A 22,796-nucleotide genomic window follows, 5' to 3' on the forward strand; every position below is an offset into this window, starting at 1 on the left:
AATCAAGTTTTTGCTTTCATTATAGCGATAAGCTTCTGTAGCTGTATCCTTTCATCTTTGGTGTGAGTCTGTTTAAGACTCAGTTCTTGGTACCTTAGGTCAATATATTGATGATTGAGCCATACCAAGGACTTTTTAAACTCGATATCAACATTTTCATCCGCAACCTGATGATCCCATTGAGCTAGTTTCTTCATGGCAGTCACTTGACTGTGTTCCCTAAAGTGCTCAAGCAGTTGGGCTGTGGTGAAAACTTGCTGACGAGTTAGGGCTAGTAATTCGTTGAGCAGGCTAATACCTGGAAGTGTTAATTGGCTTAAGGCCGGTTGCGCTACCAATTGATAGCCTATGTGCGGTTGTTGCACTAACAAGGCAATAGCAAGGCGCAGCGGCGTACCGCGGCCTTTTAATCCTTTGGCATTCACCTGTTGCCGCTTGGCATTGGTGGTAAAGCCTAGTTTCTTTTTTAAATCATCCGCACTGTTCATACCTAAGGTATGAGACAAGCTTTCCAGCAAAATATTTTGCAACACGCTATCTTGAATTTTTTCTATTAGATTAATAGCTTGCTGCGCATAACTGCTTTTGTCGTTAGGGTGATTTTCCCCAAGACGGGTAAATAAAAACTGCTCTAAACTACTGGCTTCACTAATGCGTTGCTCGAAGGCTTGCTTACCTATTTGTCTGACGAGTGAGTCAGGATCTTCGCCTTGAGGCAAAAACATAAAGCGGACATTGTCGCCAGGTTTAAGTAATGGTAAAGCTGTTTCTAAGGCGCGCCATGCGGCTTCAGTTCCTGCTTTATCGCCATCGTAACAACAGACCACGCGTTTGGAATTTCGCAGTAATAGCTGAAATTGCTCGGCGGTGGTTGAGGTGCCAAGCGATGCTACCGCGTAATCGATACCAAATTGCGCTAGCGCCACCACATCCATATAGCCTTCGACCACCATCACAGTGTCGACATCGCGATGAGCTTGTTTGAGCTCATACAGGCCATAGAGTTCGTTACCCTTATGAAATATGGGCGTTTCTGGTGAATTCAAGTACTTGGGCGTACCATCACCTAAGACTCGACCGCCAAAGCCTACTACGCGGCCACGTCTATCGCGAATAGGGAACATGAGTCTGTCGCGAAAACGGTCATAACGGCCACCACCATCTTTGGCGATGAGCATACCAGCTGTGAGTAGTTTTTCTTGATTTTCAGGATGATGCTTATATTTTCCTAATAAGCCATCCCACCCTGGGGGCGCAAAGCCAATGCCAAAACTGGTGACTATGTCTTCGCTTAGCCCTCGGCGTTCTAAATATTGCCATACTTGTTGCTTGTCAGCATGGTGACGCAGACTGTGCTGGAAAAAGTGATTCGCTTCTTCCATTAATTGGTATAGATCCCGGCTTAAGCCATCGTCCCGACGTTTATTCGGGCCATTCTCGCGCGGTACCTCTAATCCCAATTGTCCGGCTAAATCTTCGATGGCATCGATAAAATCGAGGCGATCATATTCCATAACAAAATCAATTGCATTGCCATGGGCGCCGCAGCCAAAACAGTGATAAAACTGCTTATCGCGACTGACGGTAAAGGAGGGTGATTTTTCACTGTGGAATGGACAACAGGCGCTGTAATTTTTGCCCGCTTTTTTGAGCGGAACTCTATGATTGATTAGATCGACAATATCGATGCAAGCAACCAAATCATTAATAAAATCACGGGGTATTGCCATAGGTGAGTGTCACGGCTCCAATAAAACAGCTTGATTATAAACAAACAAGCCGTGCATACGCACGGCTTGTTCATACACAGAAGCTAAAACTTATTGCAATTTAGCTCGGATAATAGCGCCAAGGGCGCCCATGTCCGCTCTACCTTGCACTTTAGACTTCAGTGCTCCCATTACTTTGCCCATATCCGCCATGGTCGCTGCACCGGTATCGCTGATAGTGGCATCTATGATGTCACTGATTTCAGCGTCGGTTAACGGGGTAGGCAGGAAAGATTCAATGACCAGAATCTCAGCTGCTTCCGTTGCGGCTAACTCAGTACGACCTGCAGCCTCATATTGAGTCTGTGAGTCGCGACGTTGTTTGACCATTTTGGTTAACACAGCTAAGGCTTGTTCATCAGTCAAAGATTCGCGGGTATCCACTTCAATTTGCTTGATGGCAGCCAGAGCCATGCGTATGGTTCCTAGACGCAACTTTTCTTTTGCGACTAAGGCCACTTTCATCTCGGCTTTTAGCTGATCTATTAGGCTCATAATGAGATTAATATAAACGTACGCGACGAGCGTTTTCGCGAGAAAGCTTCTTAGCAAGACGCTTTACTGCAGCAGCTTTAGCGCGCTTACGTGCAGTAGTTGGTTTCTCGTAGAATTCACGAGCACGTACGTCAGCCAGAATACCAGCTTTTTCACAAGAGCGCTTAAAACGACGCAGAGCTACGTCGAATGGTTCATTTTCACGTACTTTAATAATTGGCATACGCCATCACCCCTTAGGTGTAAATTTGTATTGACCAGCTTCACTAACACCTCTGTTGGTGCGCCTCGGTCAAGGGATTTCAAAAATGGTGCGAAATTTTATCCTGATTCGTCATCAAAAGTAAACCCCTGCTTTGCTAAAAGCTCAATTGCAGTGCCTTAGGCTGGAGTAAACAGGTCAGTCAGGCTAGAATTGCCGCTTAACAATCATAGCCAGTGAGAGACAATGCGGGTTTTAGGTATAGAAACATCTTGTGATGAAACGGGAATCGCCATTTATGACGATACACTGGGGCTAATGGCGCATACCTTGTATAGCCAGGTTAAGCTGCATGCGGATTACGGCGGTGTGGTGCCTGAGTTAGCGTCAAGAGACCATGTGCGCAAGATCATCCCCTTGATCCGTGAAGCCATGCAAAAGGCTGATATTAGCCCAGAGTCGATTGATGGCGTGGCTTACACCAAAGGCCCTGGTTTGATTGGTGCCTTGCTTGTCGGCGCATGTGTTGGCCGGTCACTCGCTTACGCATGGAATGTACCTGCGGTTGGCGTGCATCACATGGAAGGTCACTTATTGGCGCCCATGCTTGAAGATAATGCGCCGGAATTTCCGTTTGTCGCCTTACTGGTGTCTGGTGGCCACACTATGCTTGTCGATGTGCAAGGCATAGGTCGCTATCACGTCATGGGTGAATCTATTGATGACGCCGCCGGTGAAGCCTTTGATAAAACCGCTAAGCTTATGGGGCTTGATTATCCGGGCGGGCCTCGTTTAGCGAAAATGGCAGCCAAAGGCGAAACTGGTCATTATAAGTTCCCGCGGCCAATGACAGACAGACCAGGGCTTGATATGAGTTTCTCAGGTTTAAAAACCTTTGCGGCCAATACCATAGCCAAAGAAGCCGATGATGAGCAAACGCGCGCTAATATCGCCTTAGCATTTGAAGAAGCTGTGGTTGACACCTTAGCCATTAAGTGTCGCCGCGCCCTGAAAGAGACTGGTCATAAGCGTTTAGTAATAGCAGGTGGCGTGAGTGCTAACTTGCGCTTACAGCAAACCTTAGGGGAGCTGATGGAGTCCATTGGCGGCCAAGTGTTTTATCCGCGCGGTGAGTTTTGTACTGACAATGGCGCCATGATTGCTTATGCGGGTATTAAACGTCTGAACGCTGGTGAGTCTGAATCCTTAACTGTGAAGGGGCAACCGCGCTGGCCGTTAGATACACTTACTGCGGTTTAAGCCTTAGTTTTACTGAGATCGGCTGCTAATTGCTGTTTTTGCAGCCGATTGAACCTTAAATTTACTTTTCAAAGTCACTTTCTCGCTATCTTTCGGGTATGCTGCCGACCTTTGTTATTTTGTCGGTTATGTCATGCTCTATCACGCTTCGGTTGAACTGCGCTATCCCAAGGGGCCATTTGCATTAAGCTTAGTGGGATTATTAAGCGGCGCCTCGATTTTAGCCTCGATTGTATTTTCGTTATTACTCTTTTTGTCTATCGACGACAACCCTATGATGCAGTGGTTATTTGGCTCGTTGGCCGTCATATTTGAATTAGGTAAATTTTATGCCTGGTATGAATTTGGCGAGCGTCGTGCTCACCACAATTATGCCGGCGCACTGGTGTCGTTACTATTTTATGGGGTGTTGGCGTTAATTTCGATTGGCGGCAGTATCGGTGGTATTAATGCGGCTACCAATCAAGCGGCTGCCCATGTGCATCAAGCCAGCAGCAAAATTGACAGTTTCAATGCTCAAATCGCAGCGATTGACGCGCAAATTGCGCTTAATAATGAAGCGGCGCAAAAGTACATAGAGATGGAGCGTATCGCGACCGGCGTTCGTCAAATTCAAAAACAAAATAGTGACTTACGTAAGCAGCAGCAAGCCTTAGCGCTCGAGCGTGATAGTTTACCTGTGGCGTCACAAGGCTCGATTATTGGCTTGATTGAGTCATTAGCGGCAGCCCTTGGCATTAGCAGTGGTAATGCGCAGCTCGGACTTGTGGTGTTTTTATCGGTATTGCTGGATTTATTCGCGGCGTTTTTCGTGAGCGTAATCGGTGAAGAACTGCGTTTTAGGCATTACTACCACAACTATCGCCCGATGTTATCGCCAAGCAGCAACAACATAGACGTTGACTTGCCATTACGGCTTCATCTGGATGAGCATGTTGTTGATGATGTTGAACCATTAAGTCTGTTTGACGAAGTGTGTTTGATGTTGGCTCAAGGTGATATTAGCTGCTCTAAAAAAGCCATTGCTAAGCGCTTTAATTTAACCGTTGATGCTGTAGATGGTTTGTTTAAAGACATGCTAGGACAAGGGCTTATTCATCAAAAGCCTAACCATCATTATCAATGGTTAGGCACACGCGCCGACTAATGAGTGTTGACGTGATTAGTCGGATTCGCTCTTGGATGAGCGTTTAGTTTTGAATTTGGATTTGAGCTTAGTTTTCAAATTGAATCTAGGCTCTTTACCATTTAATAGCCGCTGAATGTTAGCGCGATGACGGATAACAATTAAGGTGCTGAGCATGGCCACAGGTAAGGTAAATCTATCATCTAAATAATAGGTATACACTGGCGCTAACAAGGCGGTTAAAATCGCGGCTAACGATGAGTAGCGCGTGATCAGCACTAACACTAACCAGCTGCCTAGCAGGGCAAGTGCAAGGTCCTCGCCAATGGGCGCCATAGCACCAAAGGCAGTGGCTACACCTTTACCACCTTGAAAGTTAAAGAAGATTGGGTAGATATGACCCAAGCACGCCGCAATGGCAATTAAGCCAATCCACACGCCACTAATTCCCAATAAATAGGCGACATACGCAGGTGCGGCGCCTTTTAGCATGTCAAAAAATAGCACCATGGCTGCAGCACTGGCGCCGCCAATACGCAGCACGTTAGTCGCGCCTGGATTACCAGAACCTTGGGTGCGCGGATCAGGTAATCCCCGTAAGCGACATACAAGTACTGCGCTCGACACTGAGCCTGCTAAGTAAGCTGAAATTGTCATCATGATAATGATAAGCGTGTCGTTCACGTTGGTTTCCTTTGCACTCTTGGGGTATTATTCCGCCGTTATTCACTTTGCTAATACAAGCAAATCAATGGAGTAACTGGCGTTGGCTATCCTACTTGGTAAATCGGCGGATCGAAAGTCATTATTTGGACTGTGATCATAACAATTGTTACTAAATTTGCGCTGAGTTAGTACTAACAAAGTACCACAGCCACTATCATGTCGCGTATTATACGCCGGCTAAGCGGTTAACACTTATCTGACCTCAACCCATTGGAGGATATGATGGACAAGGTATTAATTCGAGAACTCAAAATTGACACCATTATTGGTGTATATGAGTGGGAAAAAAAACTGCATCAGAGTCTGTATTTAGATTTAGACATGGCATGGGATAACCGCGCGGCGGCCCATGGCGATGATTATCAGCAAGCCTTATGTTATGAAACCGTCAGTAAACGTTTAACCGCGTTAATTACCTCAGAACCGATTGAATTGATTGAAACTGTGGCTGAACGTGTGGCTAAGTGCGTGATGACAGAGTTTGGCGTCTTGTGGGTCAAGGTGCGAGTAATGAAGCCTGGGGCAGTCCCTCACGCGCGAGCCGTTGGCGTAGAAATAGTGCGCGGACATGACTAATCAGCAATAACAGCGGTAGCAAGATGGCCAGTATTTTTATTAGTTTGGGCAGTAACATTCAGCCAGAACATTATTTATGGCAAGGATTACATGACCTTGCGCAGCAATTTGGTGCGTTAACTTTATCGTCGGTTTACGAAAGTGAAGCCGTTGGCTTTGACGGCGGTAATTTTTTAAACATGGTAGTGGCGGCAGAAACCTCGTTACCTGTGAGTGAAGTTGTCAGTTTATTCAAGACCATAGAAGCCGCTCATGGGCGCTTACCTAGTTCACAAAAATTTAGCTCTCGCACCTTAGATATCGATTTATTGCTGTATGACGATTTAGTGTGTCAAGAGCCGGTGGAATTACCGCGGGCTGAAATCACTGAAAATGCTTTTGTATTGCAACCTTTGGCTGAAATCGCCGCCACGCGCGTGCATCCGCTAACAGGAAACAATTATCAAACACTCTGGCAAGCTTACTCTAAGCCGCAGCGCTTATGGGTTGTAGAGCTTGACTGGCCCCCACAAGTCTCACAATAAGGACGTTCATGGACACGTTTCAAGTTATTATTCTCGCGTTAATTCAAGGGTTAACTGAGTTTTTACCGATTTCAAGTAGCGCGCATTTAATCTTGCCAGCGCAATTGTTTGGTTGGGAAGATCAAGGCTTATCCTTTGATGTAGCCGTGCATATTGGTTCATTACTGGCGGTAGTTTTATATTTTAGAGTCGAAATTGGCCGCATGGTGGTTGCTTGGATAGCGAGCATTGCCAAAGGTGAGCATAGCGATGATAGTAAGCTAGCGTGGTGGATTATCTTAGCCACCTTGCCTGCTGTGGTGATTGGCTTTTTAGCCAAAGATTGGGTCGAAACTTATTTGCGTGGCCCTGGTATTATTGCCGTGACCACTGTGATTTTTGGCTTGTTCTTATGGTATGGCGACAAGATGGCGCGCTGCGAATTAAGCGAATATCAAGCAGGCTGGCGCAAGGCGCTCTTGATTGGTTTTGCGCAGGTGCTAGCATTAATTCCTGGTACTTCTCGCAGCGGTATTACTATGACAGCGGCACTGCTGCTGGGGTTAAATCGTGATGCGGCCGCGCGTTTCTCGTTTTTAATGTCAATTCCAGTGATCTTGGGTGCAGCCACCCTAATGACAAAAGACATTATTACTGAAGGCCTTACCATAGATTGGCAAGCCCTTGGCCTTGGCGTGGTAGTGTCATTTGTGGCGGCTTATTTCTGTATTCACTATTTTCTGAAGATAATTAGCAAGATGGGCATGACCCCATTTGTTATCTATCGTTTAGCCTTAGGCGTGTTCTTATGTGGTTTTATTTTCCTCTAAGAATACCAAGTTAATTTATCAAGCATCACCCAGCGTTGTCTGGGTGATGCTGTTTTAGGACACCAACATGAGCTCAGTTTTTCAGTGCCCCATCTGCCAGCAATCACTAAAATCCTATTTGACGACCAAAGACTTACATTGTGAGCAGCACCATAAGTTTCCATTGAATGAAGCCGGTTATTGGGTGTTTGCTAAATCAAAGAAAGAAAAGGGTGCAAGTCTTAGTCGCGCGCAAATGCGCTCGCGAATGTTTTTGCTTGCCAGTGGCATGCTGACGCCAATCGTCGCCAAGATGAAGCCGTTCGTCGCTGCCCATTTTACTCAAGGGCAAGATTATCAGTGGCTGGATTATGATTGTGGTGATGGATTTTATTTAGGCGCGCTTAAAGACAGCTTGCAAGACTCAGGTTTAAGCCTACAACCTCATGGTTTCACTGAAGCCGAAAATGCGTTATTTGTGGCGGCCAAGAATCTTAACGATGTTAGTTTATGCCAAAGCTCCACTAAGCGTTTACCTTACCATGATGAGGCGTTTGATTTGCTGACCTTGATAGATAAACCTATTAAAGGCAAAGAATACTTACGGGTGCTTAAACAAGGCGGTATGGCCTTAATGGTTGTGGTTGGGCCTCGTCACTTGTGGCAAATTCGCGAGCAGTTATATCCAAGCCTAGAAGCTAAAGCCTTCAGTCTTGATTTGCCGGATTCGTTAACTGTGGTTGCTACTGAAACCATAGCGTGGCAAGCAGATGTGAGCGGCGAGCAAGCATTAACTTTATTGGATATGACGCCTTATGCGTGGCGCGCTAATGATAAACAAAGACAAGCAATAGCGAGTCAAGCCATTACAGGATTAGAGTTTGATTATCGTTTAGTGATAGCTAAGAAGAAGTAAAAAAGTAATTAATTTAAGGCTGGAATAACTGGTAATTTTGGTGGTAATTCTGGGGATTACAGCAAAAAATATTTCGGCAACACGGGTGTGTTGCCGAAATTGATATCATTACTTCTTGTACTTAGAAGACATGTTATCGATACGGTCGTTGGCGCGCTTAGCTTCAGCTTGAGCGTCCATAGCTGCGTTCTTAGCAGCACGAGCGTCAGCAGCTACTTTGCCTTGCTCATTTTTCATAGAGCTAACTTCAGAAGACAGTTGGTCAACTTTGTTACCTAAGTTTGCAACGCTTTCTTCCAGAGCAGTAGTGTTAGCACAGCCACCCAGCATAGCAGTCATAGCAACACCAGCAATCATCATTAATTTCTTGTTCATGGAGCATCCCTTAAATATATAGGTTTAAAAAAAATATGTAGTTACTAACATTGTAATAACGACATATACAGCATGATTATGTCATAGCTATTTTATTTTGCTATGAAAAAACTGCATGGTGCCCGTTTACTAAATCAAATTTAATCAAAGTGTAACGGATTGCGGATGCATATTACTAGTCTGGTTATCTTTTGTAAATCCTATCTTGCGAATTTTTTGTCATTAATTATCTTTAGTCGCATTTCTTCAAGTTTTTCTTTGATTTCAGCACCTTGATAACCTTGATCTAATATAACGCGCACATCAATTTGACTAGCAAGTTGGTAACATTCGCGCAGATATTGACCCCGTGGATACGCTTTATTCTCAAATCCGTATCGTCCACGACTATCTGCAGTACAGACAACTATCAGTGCTTCTAAGCGTCCGGGTTTACGCCACATATCTGTCTTATTAAAAATTTTCAGTATGGTTTCGGCGCGCAGTTGCTCAATGGTATGTAGCAATTGGTGAAATTCAGTGGCCATAAGTGCTAACTGTTTATAGTTGTTGGGTAGACGCAAGCGTTCACATAAGCGAGTCACAGGTTTTATACCGAGCAAATCATGGCCATGATGGCTGGGCCACTTATTTTTAGGGGTTAAGGCTTTACCTAAGTCATGCACTAAGGCTGCAAAGCGCAGCGCTGGGTCATCGGTCAATAAACAGGCTTGTTGCAGCACCAATAAACTATGCACTCCGGTATCTATTTCTGGATGATAAATTTCTGGTTGCGGCACGCCAAAGAGGGCATCGAGTTCTGGCATTATCACGTTGAGCGCGCCGCAGTCTCGCAGCACCTGAAAAAAAACTTCTGGATTTTTTGTAGTCAGCGCTTTTTCAATTTCAACGGCAATGCGCTCAGCGCTTAAGCTTTCAAGCTCGCCACTCTCAGCTATTGTGCGCATTAAGCTTAAGGTTGAATTGGCGACACTAAAGCCAAGGGATGCAAAGCGGGCGGCAAAGCGTGCGACCCTTAACACTCTAAGCGGATCTTCAACAAAGGCGTCAGATACATGCCTTAAGGTTTTGCTCTTAAGATCATCAAGGCCATGATAAGGGTCATGCAATTGGCCATGAGTATCTTCGGCAATGGCATTAATGGTTAAATCCCGGCGCATGAGATCTTGCTCTAAGGTGACGTTGGCACTGGCATCACATACAAAGCCGGCATAACCACTCGCCACTTTGCGCTCAGTGCGCGCGAGCGCGTATTCAGCTTGAGTGTTGGGATGCAAAAATACTGGGAAATCTTTCCCTACTTGGCGATAACCTAAGGCCAGCATTTGCTCGGCGCTGGCGCCAACCACCATATAATCTTTGTCTTTAACGTCTAAGCCTAATAAACGGTCACGCACTGCGCCGCCAACGAGATAAATATCCACAGTCACCCCTTACAATTTTTTTAGGAGCATATCATGGCAAACACTCAGGCTTAAAGGTAACAAATCCCCATAACTTAGCTGTGGTTTTTGACAAGCCGAGCTGCAATCTATACCTTGACTACAGTTCCTCTCAGATCACCTTGGTTATCGATAGTTTATGTATAAAGCGTTTTTCGGACTTAGTGACAATCCCTTTTCAATTGCACCTAATCCTGCTTACTTATTTTTAAGTGAGCGTCATAGCGAAGCTTTAGTGCATCTCACTTATGGCTTAGGCGACAGTGGCGGTTTTGCGTTACTGACGGGCGAAGTGGGAACCGGTAAAACCACAGTGTCTCGATGTTTGCTGGGGCAATTACCTGAAAATACCGATACTGCCTTTATTCTCAATCCAGCATTAACTGAGTTAGAACTGCTAGCGACCATTTGCGATGAGCTCCATATCGACTATCAATCGCAGCCAACGCTTAAGCAGTTAACTGATCTTATCAGTCGGTTTTTACTGAATAATCATCAACAGGGGCGCAATACAGTACTTATCATTGATGAAGCGCAGCATCTGCGGGCGAGCGTGTTAGAGCAATTGCGCCTACTGACCAATCTTGAAACCGACACCAAAAAGCTATTACAAGTGGTATTAATTGGTCAGCCGGAATTACAGCAATTACTTAAACGTCAAGAATTAAGACAATTAGCCCAGCGTATTACTGCGCGCTATCATCTTATGCCGTTAAATCAACAAGAAGTGGCGCGCTACGTGCAGCATCGCCTTGAAGTCGCTGGTCGTTTTCAGCCGTTATTTAGCGCTAAGGCGTTAGTGCATTTGCATCAGCTAAGTGGCGGTATTCCGCGCTTAATCAATTTAATATGCGATCGCGCCTTGATGGCGACTTATGCCAAAGGGCTTGCTAATGTTGGCCGTGAGCAAGTGGCGAGCGCCGCGCTGGAAGTCAGTGGCGATGCCATTGAGGCAGCACCTTCTCGGCCTTGGATTGGCTGGGTGTTAGTGACGTTAATGGTGTCTGTGTTAGTGTTTGTTATTTTAACTAAATGGCTGCCAAGTGTTGAAGCTGTAGCGGACAACGCCAGCAACCAACCTAATCCTGAGTTGACTAAGTTAGCAAGCAAACAAATATTAATCGCAGCTGAGCCTGCTATTACCTATCAGCAAAATGGCAGTAACGCTCCAAACGCCAATCAAGATGCCATAGCGCAGTTGCAATGGCGCCAAGCCTTGACTCAAGCCACAGAAGCTAATGCTTACGCGGCCATGTTAGGCGCTTGGGATAAAACGCCGATAGTGGGTTTAAGTTCGTGCCAAGCGGCGTTAGATCAAGGCCTTAAGTGCAGTCAATTTCAAGGAGATGTTAAGCTGTTAGAGCAGCTTAACTATCCTGCTGTGGTTCACATGCTTCACGATGAGCAGCAGTTGTTTTATGCCGCTTTGCTGGCCATTGATAACCATGAATTATTGCTGCAACTGGGTGAGCTGCAATTTTGGGTGAACCGAGACTGGTTTAATCGTCATTTTGGTGGCAGCTTTGAGTTGTTAGTACATCCCGCCAAGATTAGCTTACATGCTATTGGTCCTGGGGTTGTTGGTTCCCGCGTGCAATGGTTAGAAGACGCATTAGCCCTAGTGCAGCAGCGCAGCGTGCGCACTTTGTCAACATTTGATGATGAACTCACGCTCAATCTTAAACAATTTCAACAACAACAGGGATTAAAGGCCGATGGGATTGCCGGGCGCGACACCCTTAGCCGTTTAGATATGTTACTTAACACTACAGGTCCTCAACTGACGCAGGCGGTACAATAATGTCTATTTTATTGGACGCTGTAATACGACAGAAAAATCAAACTAGCCCAGATCCCCTGCATACCCATTTGCAGTCGCCAGTCAGCAAGGTTAAGCCTAGCTCGCAACTACCTATGCTCGCACTGTCGATGCTCGTGGGCGTAGCCTTAGGTGGAGGCAGTTATGCACTGCTTAATAGCGATGGGGTGGCGCAATGGTTATCCTCAAGTGCGCCTAATGCTCAAGCTATTGAAGAGGCTACAGAGTTAGCCAAAGCCGCAAAAAATAAACAAACAGGGATAGATACTCAAGCACTAAGCGTTATTCGTAGCTACCAAAGAGTCAGCTTACCCTTAGCTCAAGAGCGTCATTCTCTGGCAATGAATGGTGGCCAAGATAGTGGAATGAGTGGCGAGATTTATAGTCAAGGCTATGGCCAAGACTATGATCAAAGCTATGACCAAATAGCGAGTGCCGAAGCAATGGATGAAGATGTTGAGTTAGCAGAGACGGGTTCAGACTCAAGCTCTGGCTTTGCTACTGCTAACTCGCAGCCGCTGATTTTAGGCAATACCAATTTAACTGCGCAGCAGCAACGCATTATCGCAGAAGCTATGGCTGCAGATAGCCAAACGGCTCAAGTTAAACCCAAAACCAATCGCCAAACCCATGCCGAGCCCAAAGATTTAGTGGCGGCCTTTCAAGAGGCGCTGAAGCAAGTTGAATATCAACATTCAATGGCGAATGAAGTGAGTAGCAACAAGCTAAATCCTATTCCGCAAGATAGTGACACTAGCATTCCTAAACTTGGGGAGTTGCCATATGCACTGCAAGCGCAAGTACCTGATTTTTCTATTGTGGCCCATGTGTATGCCAGCTCACCGCAAAAGCGTTGGTTGAATGTTGATGGCGTCGAGTTGCAGCAAGGTGACAGTATTGCCGGCGGTATAAAAATTATTGAAATTCGACCAAGAGATGTCGTCATGGAAATGGCCGGTACTCAATTTAGAGTCCCAGCCATTTAACGGGGGATTAAAACACTCACTTATCGTTATGTTGTAAGCTCACTTACTAGAAGTAATATTCTTAGCAAGTGAGCAGTATCAGTGGCGCTAGTTAACTTAAAGCTGCTTAACCGAAAAAGTAATTAGCAATCAGTAAGGTCAAGCCATAGCCCACGCTGTAACATAAAAACAACGATGGGAAATACTTTAAGTAACTAGTAAATGTCAGCTCTTTCACTCGGCTCATGGCGATAATGCCCGCGGCCGAGCCAATCACTAACAATGAACCACCCACACCTACGGCATAGGTCAAGCCTAACCATTCAGGTATCGATAATTGCGGTTGTGCTTTGAGTAACGCCGCTGTCATAGGTACGTTATCGATAAATGCCGAAGCAATACCTGTGAAATAGTTAGACAATTGAGGATTGTATTGGCTGTAGATCAACGCCAAGGCATCTAAGCTGCCTATCTGCTTGAGCATGCCTACTAACAATAAAATACCCAAAAAGAACAACAAGGTTTCAAATTCTACTTGGCGAATATATTCTAAAATCTTGACTTCTTCACTGTTGCTATGATTTATCTGTCCCAGTAAAAACATCACAGATAAGCCGCATAAAAAGGTCAATACTGGCGGAATGCTAAACAGCAAGTTAAGCACCATGGTCATGGCGATGGTAATGGCAAACACAGCCGCTATGATTAAATCGACCGTTGAATATTGGCTCTGCGACGGAGTCGTTTGCACTATGCCGTTGGCATTGCGAGAAAACAGCAGGGCGAGCAATGCCACACTGCTGATAGCCGGCAAAAATAACACGATTAATTGTGACATGCTTAAATGACCATCAAGGAAAATCATCAAGGTAGTTACATCGCCTGTGATGAGCGCAACCCCCCCTGAGTTAACCGAGAAAATAATCAGCACGGCGATGCGTCGGCGCATACGCCAATGTAATTGAAAGCTTGTCAGTAACCCTATGGACACTAAGGTCGTTGTTACGTTGTCACATACGGATGATAAGACGAGTGAGAACACCGCAATCATCAGCATCAATTTACGCACGCTTAATTGCTCGGGGAAAATCTTTTCAATCAGCCCTTGAATCAAGCCTTTAGCGTTAAGGTAGGCCACAAACGTCATGGTCGACATCAAAAACAGCCACAAGGTGGCAATCTCTAGCAAGTTTTCATCGAGTTGATGTTTTATTTCTTGGCTGTGGCCAGATATGGAGGCATCAATGAATAAGCTAATCCAAGCGACGCACCCTAAAAACAGAGTGGTTTTCGCTTTATTTATATGGGTGATCTCTTCCGTCATGATACTTATTAACGCCAGTACCGCGAGGCTAATTAAGAACATATGAAACATAATGGCCATCCCAACTGCGAGTTTTTTAAGGTTTTTTTAAGTGCGCAGCGGGATTTGACTACAAAAAGCTAGCTTAAGCAACAGCTTTGTAGCGTTTAGGTAACATACGTTGGTCGTAGATAATAAAAAAGGCGTCAACGACGCCTCTTGCAGGGGGATTAATGGTTTGCTAATTAACGGCTCGCCATGTCAGCCAGCACGCGATCGGCAATGGCTAAGGTCTGTTCGATTTCGGCATCACCATGAGCCATAGATAAGAATCCGGCTTCATAAGCGCTTGGCGCTAAATACACACCGTTATCAAGCATGCCGTGGTAGAAGGCGCGGAACTGCTCCATGTTGCAGCGGGTCACTTGCTCAAAACAAGTCACTTGTGGCTCATCGGTAAAGAAGAAACCAAACATACCGCCCACATAGTTAATCGCCATTGGAATGCCATGCTTATCGGCGGCGGCTTTAAAGCCTTCGGCAATGCGCTTGGTCTTGTCTGCTAACGCTGGATAAATGCCTGGCTCACATAAGGCTTCCATCTGCGCTAAACCAGCAGACATAGCAATCGGGTTACCAGATAAGGTACCAGCTTGATAAACTGGGCCCGTTGGCGCGATAAACTGCATCACATCACGACGACCACCAAAGGCGCCCACCGGCATGCCGCCACCTATGACTTTACCTAAGGTTGTTAAATCAGGAGTCACGCCATAATGGCCTTGAGCGCCGCTTTGAGATACGCGAAATCCCGTCATGACTTCATCAATAATCAGCAAGGCGCCGTATTGGTCGCATATTTGGCGCAGGCCTTGTAAGAAACCTGGTACTGGCGGAATACAGTTCATGTTGCCAGCCACAGGCTCAATGATGATACAAGCTATGCTTTCTGGATGCTCAGCAAACATGGCTTTAACTGAATCTAAGTCGTTATACACAGCGGTTAAAGTGTGCTTAGCGAAATCTTCTGGGATACCAGGTGAGCTTGGTTGACCTAAGGTCAGAGCGCCAGAGCCAGCTTTAACCAATAAGCAGTCAGCGTGACCATGGTAGCAGCCTTCAAATTTCAGGATCTTATCGCGGTTAGTGAAACCGCGAGCCAGACGAATGGCGCTCATAGTGGCTTCTGTGCCTGAACTCACCATACGCACTTGCTCAATGGATGGCACCATGGCAATTACTTTCTCAGCCATTTGCACTTCAAGTTCAGTCGGCGCGCCAAACGATAAGCCATTCTCAACGGCTTTAAGCACGGCTTCGCGAATTTTAGGGTGGTTGTGACCTAAAATCATAGGCCCCCACGAACCTACGTAATCAATATAAGCTTTGCCATCGGCATCATAGATATAGGCGCCATCGGCTTTCTCAATAAAGCGTGGTGAACCGCCAACGCCATTAAACGCACGCACGGGAGAGTTAACGCCACCTGGGATAGATAGCTTCGCCTGTTCAAATAAGCTGTCGGAACGGGTCATTGTGAGTCCTTACTGTCGTAAAATATTGTGTGGTATCGGCAGAACAAATAGAGTCGGAGTGTTGGCCTGGCGCCATCACTGTGGCCGAGAGATCAGGTAGTGAATGTACGCTTGATAAAGCATGGCTTCAAGTCGAATTCTGAAATGTTATCAGATGATTGCTAGTTTAGCGGCGCGAGTCACATCTTAATTAGTTGCGGTGCTTACTGTTGGTGTTCAAGCCATTGAATAGCGCTGCTTAAAGATGAATGTTAGTGAGTGTTAAATGCGCGGCTATTAAGCCCCCATAAAGGCGACTTTAGCCTTGTGCGTGAGTAAGTGGTATGAGGGGCGTGACGCGCAAGCTTGCATAAATGAGCTATCAAGCTAAAAACACGGCAAAAAATAGTAACAATACTCGCCAGTTGGTTCTAATCCCCGTAAAATCTATCCTGTCGCCTGGGTGATACACTTGGCGATATGATGAATAAACGCAATAAATGATGACAATGATCATTAAGGTAAATGCGGCCATCGCCATCAGCTATTGAGCGCCGCTAATTCAGCCTTGCTGTTAGCGAGTTTATGTCACTTGCATGCTACAAAGCCTGCGAACACAGGACTTAAACGTCATCATTATTTGCCTATTGCGTGAGTGGCTGCAGACGATATTGCCTGGATAATCTTTGTTGTTACCTAGAAAAAGGCTTAAACATGACTAATCCATCCGAATGGCGCCGTCGTTTACATGGTTACGGAACTATGAAACGTTCGTCACATATCTATATGATGCTACTAGTTATAGTGGCCTTTGTGGTTGGGGTGTTGTCCAATATTCTTTGGCAAGAATCCCCAGTATCAGCATCAAGCGCTGAAAGAGAAGAGATAGTGCGACTGCGCGCAGAGCAAGAAGTGCGGGCGCAAGAATTGGCTAAAGCGAATATCAATTTAACCGTTGCGACTGAAGCCAATCAAAATATGCAAAAACTGTTTAATGATCAGGTGCAGCAATTAGCCTTGCTCAATCGTGAGTTAACTTTTTATCGCAGCATTATGGCACCAGATCATACCGCTGAAGGTATTGCTATCAATACTTTAGAAATACTTCCCGGTATAGAACCAGGGCAATTGCAGTTGCAATTGGTGTTAACTCAATTAGAAAAGCGTAAACGCACCTTAAAAGGTAAGGCCAAAATTATCTTGTTAGGGCTACTTGATGGCAAAGAGCATTCGATGACATTAACGTCACTGACTGGCTCGTCGCTCGAGTTTGATTTTCGTTATTTTCAGGTGTTAGACAGTCGTTTCAGCTTGCCTACTGGGTTTGAACTTAAGCAGATAGACGTGGAGATTCAAGTGCCAGCCAGTCGCTGGAATAAGAATGCCCAAGCGAAACAAAGTTTTAACGCCGCAGATGTTATGCAAGGTGCCGCGAGCACCGAGACAATACTTGAACAAAATACTCAGGTAATAGATAATCCTGAGCAGCAAACAGAGTTAAGAGGTAGTAATGACTGATCAAGCTGAAACAGCGGTGCCGATCCGCTTTACCGATGCGGCCGCTGAGAAAGTAAAAAGTCTGCTGATTGAAGAGCAAAATGATGCCCTTAAGTTACGCGTGTATGTAACAGGTGGCGGTTGTTCTGGCTTCCAGTATGGCTTTACCTTCGATGAGAAAGTTAACGAAGGTGACTTCACTGTAGAAAAGCAAGGTGTGCAGTTAGTAGTAGACCCAATGAGCTTGCAATATTTAGTTGGCGGTGAAGTAGATTACACCTCTGGCCTTGAAGGTTCGCGCTTCTTTGTGAAAAACCCGAATGCCACCACTACATGTGGTTGTGGCGCGAGTTTCTCAGTGTAATTTAGCGCTGAGTCATCAAGCATTAAGCAATAAAAAAGCCGTTAATGTTAACGGCTTTTTTTATATCAGCTATTTCAACTATTAACTGCAAACAGCAATATCAAGCCTCAATTTCAAACCTGAGTCTCAAACTTGAATCTCTAACATCAATCACAAGTTTTAAGCTCAACTATTACTGAATGATATTGAAATTCATTTTAGGCTTAAACCAAAGTCTGACGTTAGGCATCATAGTGACTAGGCCTTGAATTCCACCTAACAACATCAAAGCGCAAATTAAGCCAAATTGCTGGCCTAGGCTCCAAGATTGCAAGGCAGTTAACCAGTCTGGACTAGTCTCTGAGCTCATATTGAGCAGCAAGGCGAGCGCTAATCCGCTTAATGACAGCAATGCCGCCATAATCATCATTAGTAGCCAAGCTGATTTTTGGCGACCGACAATAGCCACCACCAACAAAGCTAGCAATAACGAGGCTATGATGGCTTGTTGCAAGAACAAACCTGTTGCCGCCAGCAAGCCATAAACGCTCGCTAGAAGAATTAACGGCGGTGGCATTTTATCTGTCATGACAAACTTAGTGAGCTGAACGCTTAACTAAACGCTCTTCCAGTTCGTGTGGCAATACCACAACCCCAAGATCGTCAACCACAGGACAAATGGCTACTGCCAAATCGTCTTCTTGCATGCCAGTCACCCAGCGCTCTAACCATTCGTTTAATGGAATTGCCAGAGGTTGGCAGTCTTGCCAATCATCCACAGCCCATGAGTTAGCCGCTTCTTCCGTTGGCCACATAGGGATGCAGTCTTCATCTTCTGTGGTTAACATGACGCAGCCGTCGTTATCCTGCAGAGTCCAAATAACTTTTTCTTCTTTAATAATGCTCACCATCACATCGTAACGACCTTCTGGTGTCATTGAGGCTAGTTCAGCCGCAGTTTTGTTCTTGCTCATGATATTTCTCTTACTCAATTAGTTAGCCTTAGAATATCACAAGCTAGACTAATCCCAATAATGCTTTGGTAATCTCAGGGGGGGGCGTTAGTGATTTAGTGGTATTGGCGAGGCGATGAGATGTGCGCTGTTGGCGGTTAAATGTTGGCACTTAAAAGTAATATGACGCTGCGAAAGCGCCGCGCCAGTAACTCTTTAAGGCACTAGATGCTTACTTTGCGCTATACAAGGCGCCTAATACGCCAGCGCGACGAGCACCCGTCACCGCAGGTAAGTTGGCGGGCAGGCCTTGCTTATAACGCAGTGCTAACCAAGCAAAGGCTATGGCTTCAACCCAAGTGGGTGATACCCCGAGGTCTGCAGTAGTAGTGACCACTTGCTTAGGCATTAACAAGCTTAAACGGCGCATCAATTCGCCATTAAAGGCGCCGCCGCCGCAAATAAACACCTCACTACTATCATCAATGGCCACAATATCATTGGCTATGCTGTGACAGGTTAAATCCAATAAGGTCGATTGAATATCGGCATCATCTAAGTGAGAGTAATCCGCCAGTTGGTGTGATAACCAGGCTTGATTAAATAACTCGCGCCCTGTGCTTTTTGGGTATGGCTGGGCGAAATAAGTATGAGACAGCATTTGCGCTAATAACTTAGGCTGAGTCTCGCCGCTTGCCGCAAACTCACCATCTTTATCATAAGCTTGTTGCAAGCATTGCTGCGTCCAGTAATCGATTAACACATTACCAGGACCCGTATCAAAACCTAACACTTGCTCAGCATTGCCGGGTAAATAAGTGATGTTGGCCATGCCACCAATATTGACCACCATGCGCGGGCTAGCACTGGCAAACGCTTGCTGATGAAACGCTGGCACTAATGGCGCACCTTGGCCGCCTAAGGCGATATCTTTACGGCGAAAATCGGCAATCACATCAATGTCAGTTAATACCGCTAAGGTATTGGCATCACCTATTTGCAAGGTAAAACCAATCTCAAGGTTTGGCATGTGACGTATGGTTTGGCCGTGACTTCCAATGGCGATAACATCTTCTGGGCTGACATTAGCGTTAGCCAGCAAGGCTTGAGTCGCCTTAGCAAATAATTTGGCGACAGTGCGATCTAAGCGGCCTAAGCGGTTAATTTCATCGCTGCCGGACTGACACAATCTTTGCAAACCTTTGCGCAAATGATCTGGCATAGCTTCTGTGTGGCTTGCCACTAACTTAGGTGTGCCTTCAAAGTCTACTAACACAGCATCCACGCCATCCATGCTAGTGCCAGACATGATCCCAATATACAGACTCGACATACTAATCTACCTTAGCTGTAGTGGTTCCATCGGTTTGGATACCCGATTGATATTTAGATAGCTGCGCCATTAAATCTTGGCTTACGCGGCTAAAGGCCGGTTTATCTACACGAGCAATGGCTTCAGCTTTGGGCAGATTAATCGTCCTTGGGTTGCGATGGGTGCCATTAACGATAAATTCGTAATGTAAATGCGCCCCTGTTACGCGGCCAGTGGCACCTAAAGTACCTATAATCTGGCCTTGCTTTACGCTTTGACCACGTTTCACTTTGCGCGCTTTTAAATGCAAGTACTTAGTAGTGTAGGTGTCATTGTGTTTAATAAACACATAGTTACCATTATATTGGTTGTAACCCGATTCGGTGACGCGCCCACTACCGGCTGATTTAATTGGAGTGCCGACTGCGGCCACATAATCTACGCCGCGATGGGCTTTTACTTTTCCGGTCACAGGATGCAAACGCTTAGGGTTGAAATTGGAGCTGACGTATTTAAAATCCACTGGCGAGCGTAAAAATGCTTTACGCATGCTGCTGCCATTTTCGGAATAATATTGGCCATCTGTGTGGCGAATGGCGGTGTAGCGTTGACCTTGGTTGATAAACTCCGCCGCTAAAATATCGCCATTGCGGACAAAATCGTCGCCTGCGTATTCATCATCATAAATCAGGGTAAAGCTGTCACCTGCGCGCAAATCGAGGGCGAAATCTATATCCCAACCAAAGAGGTTAGCCAGTTCCATAATTTGCGACGATGAAAGGCCGGCGCCTGCAGCTGCCCGCCAAAAGTTAGAGGTAATAGTGGCGTGAGCAAAGCGTTGATGCCTATCGACTGACTTAGTTTCAATATCCGCCTTAAATTGGCCGCTGGCATCTTTGCGGATCATTAGGGTTCTGACTACATCAATTTGGCGGTCAAGACCAGCCAGTAACCCATCGCCGTCGCTGTAAAGGACTAAGGCATCCCCTGGGATGAGTTTACGCAAATAAGAATCAGCGGATTTCACTTGGGTAATGTCGTAAACATCGCGACTGGTAAAACCCGCGCGCTGAAAAATAGCCGCTAACGAATCGCCAGCGTTCACTGTAATCAGTTGACTGTTTAATTCAGATTCAAGCTCGCCACTTAGGGGCTCTTCTGGCAGAACTTCTGCTTCAACCTCATCTTCTCTAAGCGGCGCTGGTGTGCGTTCACTCGGCGGTGTTGGCGAGCGCATAGCTAAGGGTAAATCGAATTCTGGGGTATCAGCTGAGCTAATTCTTTTGCCGGCAGGTTTGTCACTGGGGGGGGGATCAATTGGTAACATTAACACTACTAATATGGCCAATAGTAATAAACTGAGTAATATTTGATGTGTTTTAGGTAACAGTTTTATTAGTGTTATAAGCTTTGCCATTGATGCAGATACCAAATTCCAGTGAATAGCGAGTCAGGAGTTAGTGTACACACTTTCATTTGCACAGGCTAACAAGTAACATAGCTCTTTTGATTTTTTGGCACCGAGGAGTAGCGGCGGCAATGGCGGATTTAGACCAAATATTGGCAGAGATTAAACGTGGTACCGATGAGATTTTGCTTGAAGCAGATCTGATTGAAAAACTGAAAGAAGGGCGTCCGTTACGCATCAAGTTAGGTGCTGATCCGACCGCTCCTGATATTCATCTGGGCCACACGGTTATCCTCAATAAAATGCGCACTTTTCAGGAACTCGGCCACGAAGTCATCTTCCTTATTGGTGATTTCACTGGCATGGTTGGCGACCCATCGGGTAAAAACAGCACCCGTCCACCGCTGACTCGTGAGCAAGTGCTAGCCAACGCTGAAACTTACAAAGAGCAAGTGTATAAGATTTTAGATCCAGCCAAGACTCGCATTGAGTTTAACTCGAGTTGGTTAGAAACCTTAGGCGCGGCTGGCATGATACGTTTGGCATCTCAGCAAACCGTCGCGCGCATGATGGAACGTGATGACTTTAAAAAGCGTTACGCTGGTGGCCAGTCAATTGCTATTCATGAATTCATGTATCCATTGCTGCAAGGCTATGATTCAGTTGCATTGGAAGCTGATGTTGAGCTGGGCGGTACCGATCAGAAGTTTAACTTGCTAATGGGCCGTGAATTACAAAAGTCGGCAGGCCAAAAGCCGCAGACAGTAATCATGATGCCACTGCTTGAAGGCTTAGATGGCGTTAAGAAAATGTCTAAGTCAGCTCACAACTATATTGGTGTGAGTGAAGTGCCTGATGAGATGTTTGGCAAAATCATGTCTATTTCTGATGACTTGATGTGGCGTTACTATGAACTGTTATCTTTCCGCCCATTGGCCGAGATTGAGCAGTTAAAAATTGACGTTGCTAATGGCGCCAACCCACGTGATGCCAAGGTTGCCTTAGCGCAAGAAATTATCACTCGCTTCCATGATGAAGCGGCGGCAGTGAAAGCCTTAGACAATTTTGTGGCTCGCTTCCAAAAGGGTGCCATCCCTGATGATATTGAAGAAGTGACCTTATCTGCGCCAGAAGGCATGGCGATTGCCAACGTACTGAAAGACGCAGGTTTAGTGGCTTCAACATCGGATGCAATGCGCATGATTAAGCAAGGCGCAGTTAAGATGGATGGCGATAAGCTTGATGACCCTAAACTGCTACTGCAAGCGCCACTTGTGTGTGTATTGCAGGTAGGTAAGCGCAAGTTTGCCAAGGTGACATTAGCTTAAGGCTAACGGTCCATAGGGCAAACACACTTAGCTGAGTTTCGCCTTAATCAAAACCTTATAAATGCCAGCCACTGCTGGCATTTTTTATGGCTATTTATCTAGTGTTATATGAACTGTTTTATGAACTGTTTTATGAACTGTTTTATGTGCTTAAG

At 45.7% G+C, this 22,796-nt stretch carries 23 protein-coding genes; 11 read left to right on the forward strand and 12 right to left on the reverse strand.

The window, feature by feature from the left end; genetic code table 11:
• Window positions 1–2: 2 nt before the first annotated feature.
• The 3 genes from dnaG to rpsU all read right to left on the reverse strand — a co-directional run bounded on the left by dnaG (window position 3) and on the right by rpsU (window position 2,487).
• Window positions 3–1,730: a DNA primase gene (dnaG, locus tag AC1HDP_RS17105; protein ID WP_479639677.1), complete on the reverse strand. Its 1,728-nt coding sequence runs from the start codon at window positions 1,728–1,730 to the stop codon at window positions 3–5.
• Between the two features lie 90 nt (window positions 1,731–1,820).
• Window positions 1,821–2,264: a GatB/YqeY domain-containing protein gene (locus AC1HDP_RS17110; protein ID WP_479639678.1), complete on the reverse strand. Its 444-nt coding sequence runs from the start codon at window positions 2,262–2,264 to the stop codon at window positions 1,821–1,823.
• 7 nt (window positions 2,265–2,271) lie between these two features.
• On the reverse strand, window positions 2,272–2,487 hold the full coding sequence (rpsU, locus tag AC1HDP_RS17115) for a 30S ribosomal protein S21 (RefSeq protein WP_006080725.1): 216 nt from the start codon (window positions 2,485–2,487) through the stop codon (window positions 2,272–2,274).
• A 225-nt stretch (window positions 2,488–2,712) separates the two neighbouring features.
• Between rpsU and tsaD the strand changes: the two genes are divergently transcribed.
• Window positions 2,713–3,726 carry a tRNA (adenosine(37)-N6)-threonylcarbamoyltransferase complex transferase subunit TsaD gene (gene tsaD / locus AC1HDP_RS17120; protein ID WP_479639679.1) on the forward strand — a complete coding sequence of 338 codons (1,014 nt, stop codon included), beginning with the start codon at window positions 2,713–2,715 and terminating at the stop codon, window positions 3,724–3,726.
• A gap of 133 nt (window positions 3,727–3,859) precedes the next feature.
• Window positions 3,860–4,873 carry a bZIP transcription factor gene (locus AC1HDP_RS17125; protein ID WP_479639680.1) on the forward strand — a complete coding sequence of 338 codons (1,014 nt, stop codon included), beginning with the start codon at window positions 3,860–3,862 and terminating at the stop codon, window positions 4,871–4,873.
• 15 nt (window positions 4,874–4,888) lie between these two features.
• Here AC1HDP_RS17125 and plsY read toward each other — a convergent pair whose 3' ends face one another.
• Window positions 4,889–5,536, reverse strand: a complete 648-nt coding sequence (plsY, locus tag AC1HDP_RS17130; RefSeq protein WP_479639681.1) for a glycerol-3-phosphate 1-O-acyltransferase PlsY — start codon at window positions 5,534–5,536, stop codon at window positions 4,889–4,891.
• Between the two features lie 264 nt (window positions 5,537–5,800).
• Between plsY and folB the strand changes: the two genes are divergently transcribed.
• The 4 genes from folB (at window position 5,801) to AC1HDP_RS17150 (ending at window position 8,382) form a co-directional block, all read left to right on the forward strand.
• Complete coding sequence (gene folB / locus AC1HDP_RS17135) at window positions 5,801–6,154, forward strand: dihydroneopterin aldolase (RefSeq protein ID WP_479639914.1); 354 nt, start codon at window positions 5,801–5,803, stop codon at window positions 6,152–6,154.
• 23 nt (window positions 6,155–6,177) lie between these two features.
• Window positions 6,178–6,678 carry a 2-amino-4-hydroxy-6-hydroxymethyldihydropteridine diphosphokinase gene (gene folK, locus AC1HDP_RS17140; protein WP_479639682.1) on the forward strand — a complete coding sequence of 167 codons (501 nt, stop codon included), beginning with the start codon at window positions 6,178–6,180 and terminating at the stop codon, window positions 6,676–6,678.
• Between the two features lie 8 nt (window positions 6,679–6,686).
• Window positions 6,687–7,487: an undecaprenyl-diphosphate phosphatase gene (locus AC1HDP_RS17145; RefSeq protein WP_479639683.1), complete on the forward strand. Its 801-nt coding sequence runs from the start codon at window positions 6,687–6,689 to the stop codon at window positions 7,485–7,487.
• Between the two features lie 67 nt (window positions 7,488–7,554).
• A complete protein-coding gene (locus tag AC1HDP_RS17150; RefSeq protein WP_479639684.1) occupies window positions 7,555–8,382 on the forward strand; it encodes a class I SAM-dependent methyltransferase in 828 nt (275 codons plus the stop codon).
• A 108-nt stretch (window positions 8,383–8,490) separates the two neighbouring features.
• On the opposite strand, the gene AC1HDP_RS17155 is transcribed toward AC1HDP_RS17150, so the two are convergent.
• The gene (locus AC1HDP_RS17155; protein WP_140931444.1) at window positions 8,491–8,757 is read right to left on the reverse strand and encodes an Lpp/OprI family alanine-zipper lipoprotein; all 267 of its coding nucleotides are present in this window, start codon (window positions 8,755–8,757) and stop codon (window positions 8,491–8,493) included.
• A 200-nt stretch (window positions 8,758–8,957) separates the two neighbouring features.
• On the reverse strand, window positions 8,958–10,181 hold the full coding sequence (locus tag AC1HDP_RS17160) for a multifunctional CCA addition/repair protein (RefSeq protein ID WP_479639685.1): 1,224 nt from the start codon (window positions 10,179–10,181) through the stop codon (window positions 8,958–8,960).
• 157 nt (window positions 10,182–10,338) lie between these two features.
• Between AC1HDP_RS17160 and AC1HDP_RS17165 the strand changes: the two genes are divergently transcribed.
• Complete coding sequence (locus AC1HDP_RS17165) at window positions 10,339–12,000, forward strand: ExeA family protein (protein ID WP_479639686.1); 1,662 nt, start codon at window positions 10,339–10,341, stop codon at window positions 11,998–12,000.
• Window positions 12,000–13,004 carry a general secretion pathway protein GspB gene (locus tag AC1HDP_RS17170; protein WP_479639687.1) on the forward strand — a complete coding sequence of 335 codons (1,005 nt, stop codon included), beginning with the start codon at window positions 12,000–12,002 and terminating at the stop codon, window positions 13,002–13,004. The genes AC1HDP_RS17165 and AC1HDP_RS17170 overlap by 1 nt, the downstream gene beginning before the upstream one ends.
• A 106-nt stretch (window positions 13,005–13,110) precedes the next feature.
• Here the strand turns inward: AC1HDP_RS17170 and nhaD are convergent, their stop codons facing one another.
• Window positions 13,111–14,358: a sodium:proton antiporter NhaD gene (gene nhaD, locus AC1HDP_RS17175; RefSeq protein WP_479639688.1), complete on the reverse strand. Its 1,248-nt coding sequence runs from the start codon at window positions 14,356–14,358 to the stop codon at window positions 13,111–13,113.
• Window positions 14,359–14,531: 173 nt separating this feature from the next.
• Window positions 14,532–15,821 (reverse strand): glutamate-1-semialdehyde 2,1-aminomutase, encoded by a 1,290-nt coding sequence (gene hemL, locus AC1HDP_RS17180; RefSeq protein ID WP_479639689.1) that lies wholly within the window; start codon window positions 15,819–15,821, stop codon window positions 14,532–14,534.
• A gap of 693 nt (window positions 15,822–16,514) precedes the next feature.
• On the opposite strand from hemL, the gene AC1HDP_RS17185 reads away from it, so the two are divergent.
• Window positions 16,515–17,318, forward strand: coding sequence for a DUF6776 family protein (locus tag AC1HDP_RS17185; RefSeq protein ID WP_479639690.1), 804 nt, complete (start codon window positions 16,515–16,517; stop codon window positions 17,316–17,318).
• Window positions 17,311–17,661, forward strand: a complete 351-nt coding sequence (erpA, locus tag AC1HDP_RS17190; protein WP_140931458.1) for an iron-sulfur cluster insertion protein ErpA — start codon at window positions 17,311–17,313, stop codon at window positions 17,659–17,661. The genes AC1HDP_RS17185 and erpA overlap by 8 nt, the downstream gene beginning before the upstream one ends.
• Window positions 17,662–17,833: 172 nt before the next feature.
• Here erpA and AC1HDP_RS17195 read toward each other — a convergent pair whose 3' ends face one another.
• The 4 genes from AC1HDP_RS17195 to AC1HDP_RS17210 all read right to left on the reverse strand — a co-directional run bounded on the left by AC1HDP_RS17195 (window position 17,834) and on the right by AC1HDP_RS17210 (window position 21,322).
• The gene (locus AC1HDP_RS17195; RefSeq protein ID WP_479639691.1) at window positions 17,834–18,229 is read right to left on the reverse strand and encodes a hypothetical protein; all 396 of its coding nucleotides are present in this window, start codon (window positions 18,227–18,229) and stop codon (window positions 17,834–17,836) included.
• A 7-nt stretch (window positions 18,230–18,236) separates the two neighbouring features.
• Window positions 18,237–18,614: a DUF2750 domain-containing protein gene (locus tag AC1HDP_RS17200; protein ID WP_140931463.1), complete on the reverse strand. Its 378-nt coding sequence runs from the start codon at window positions 18,612–18,614 to the stop codon at window positions 18,237–18,239.
• 211 nt (window positions 18,615–18,825) lie between these two features.
• Window positions 18,826–19,926 (reverse strand): anhydro-N-acetylmuramic acid kinase, encoded by a 1,101-nt coding sequence (locus tag AC1HDP_RS17205; protein WP_479639692.1) that lies wholly within the window; start codon window positions 19,924–19,926, stop codon window positions 18,826–18,828.
• 1 nt (window position 19,927) lies between these two features.
• The gene (locus AC1HDP_RS17210) at window positions 19,928–21,322 is read right to left on the reverse strand and encodes a peptidoglycan DD-metalloendopeptidase family protein (protein WP_479639693.1); all 1,395 of its coding nucleotides are present in this window, start codon (window positions 21,320–21,322) and stop codon (window positions 19,928–19,930) included.
• Window positions 21,323–21,444: 122 nt separating this feature from the next.
• Between AC1HDP_RS17210 and tyrS the strand changes: the two genes are divergently transcribed.
• Window positions 21,445–22,641 (forward strand): tyrosine--tRNA ligase, encoded by a 1,197-nt coding sequence (gene tyrS, locus AC1HDP_RS17215; protein WP_479639694.1) that lies wholly within the window; start codon window positions 21,445–21,447, stop codon window positions 22,639–22,641.
• The last annotated feature ends 155 nt before the right edge of the window (window positions 22,642–22,796 follow it).

The sequence above is a fragment of the Shewanella sp. ISS20 genome (assembly GCF_056522965.1).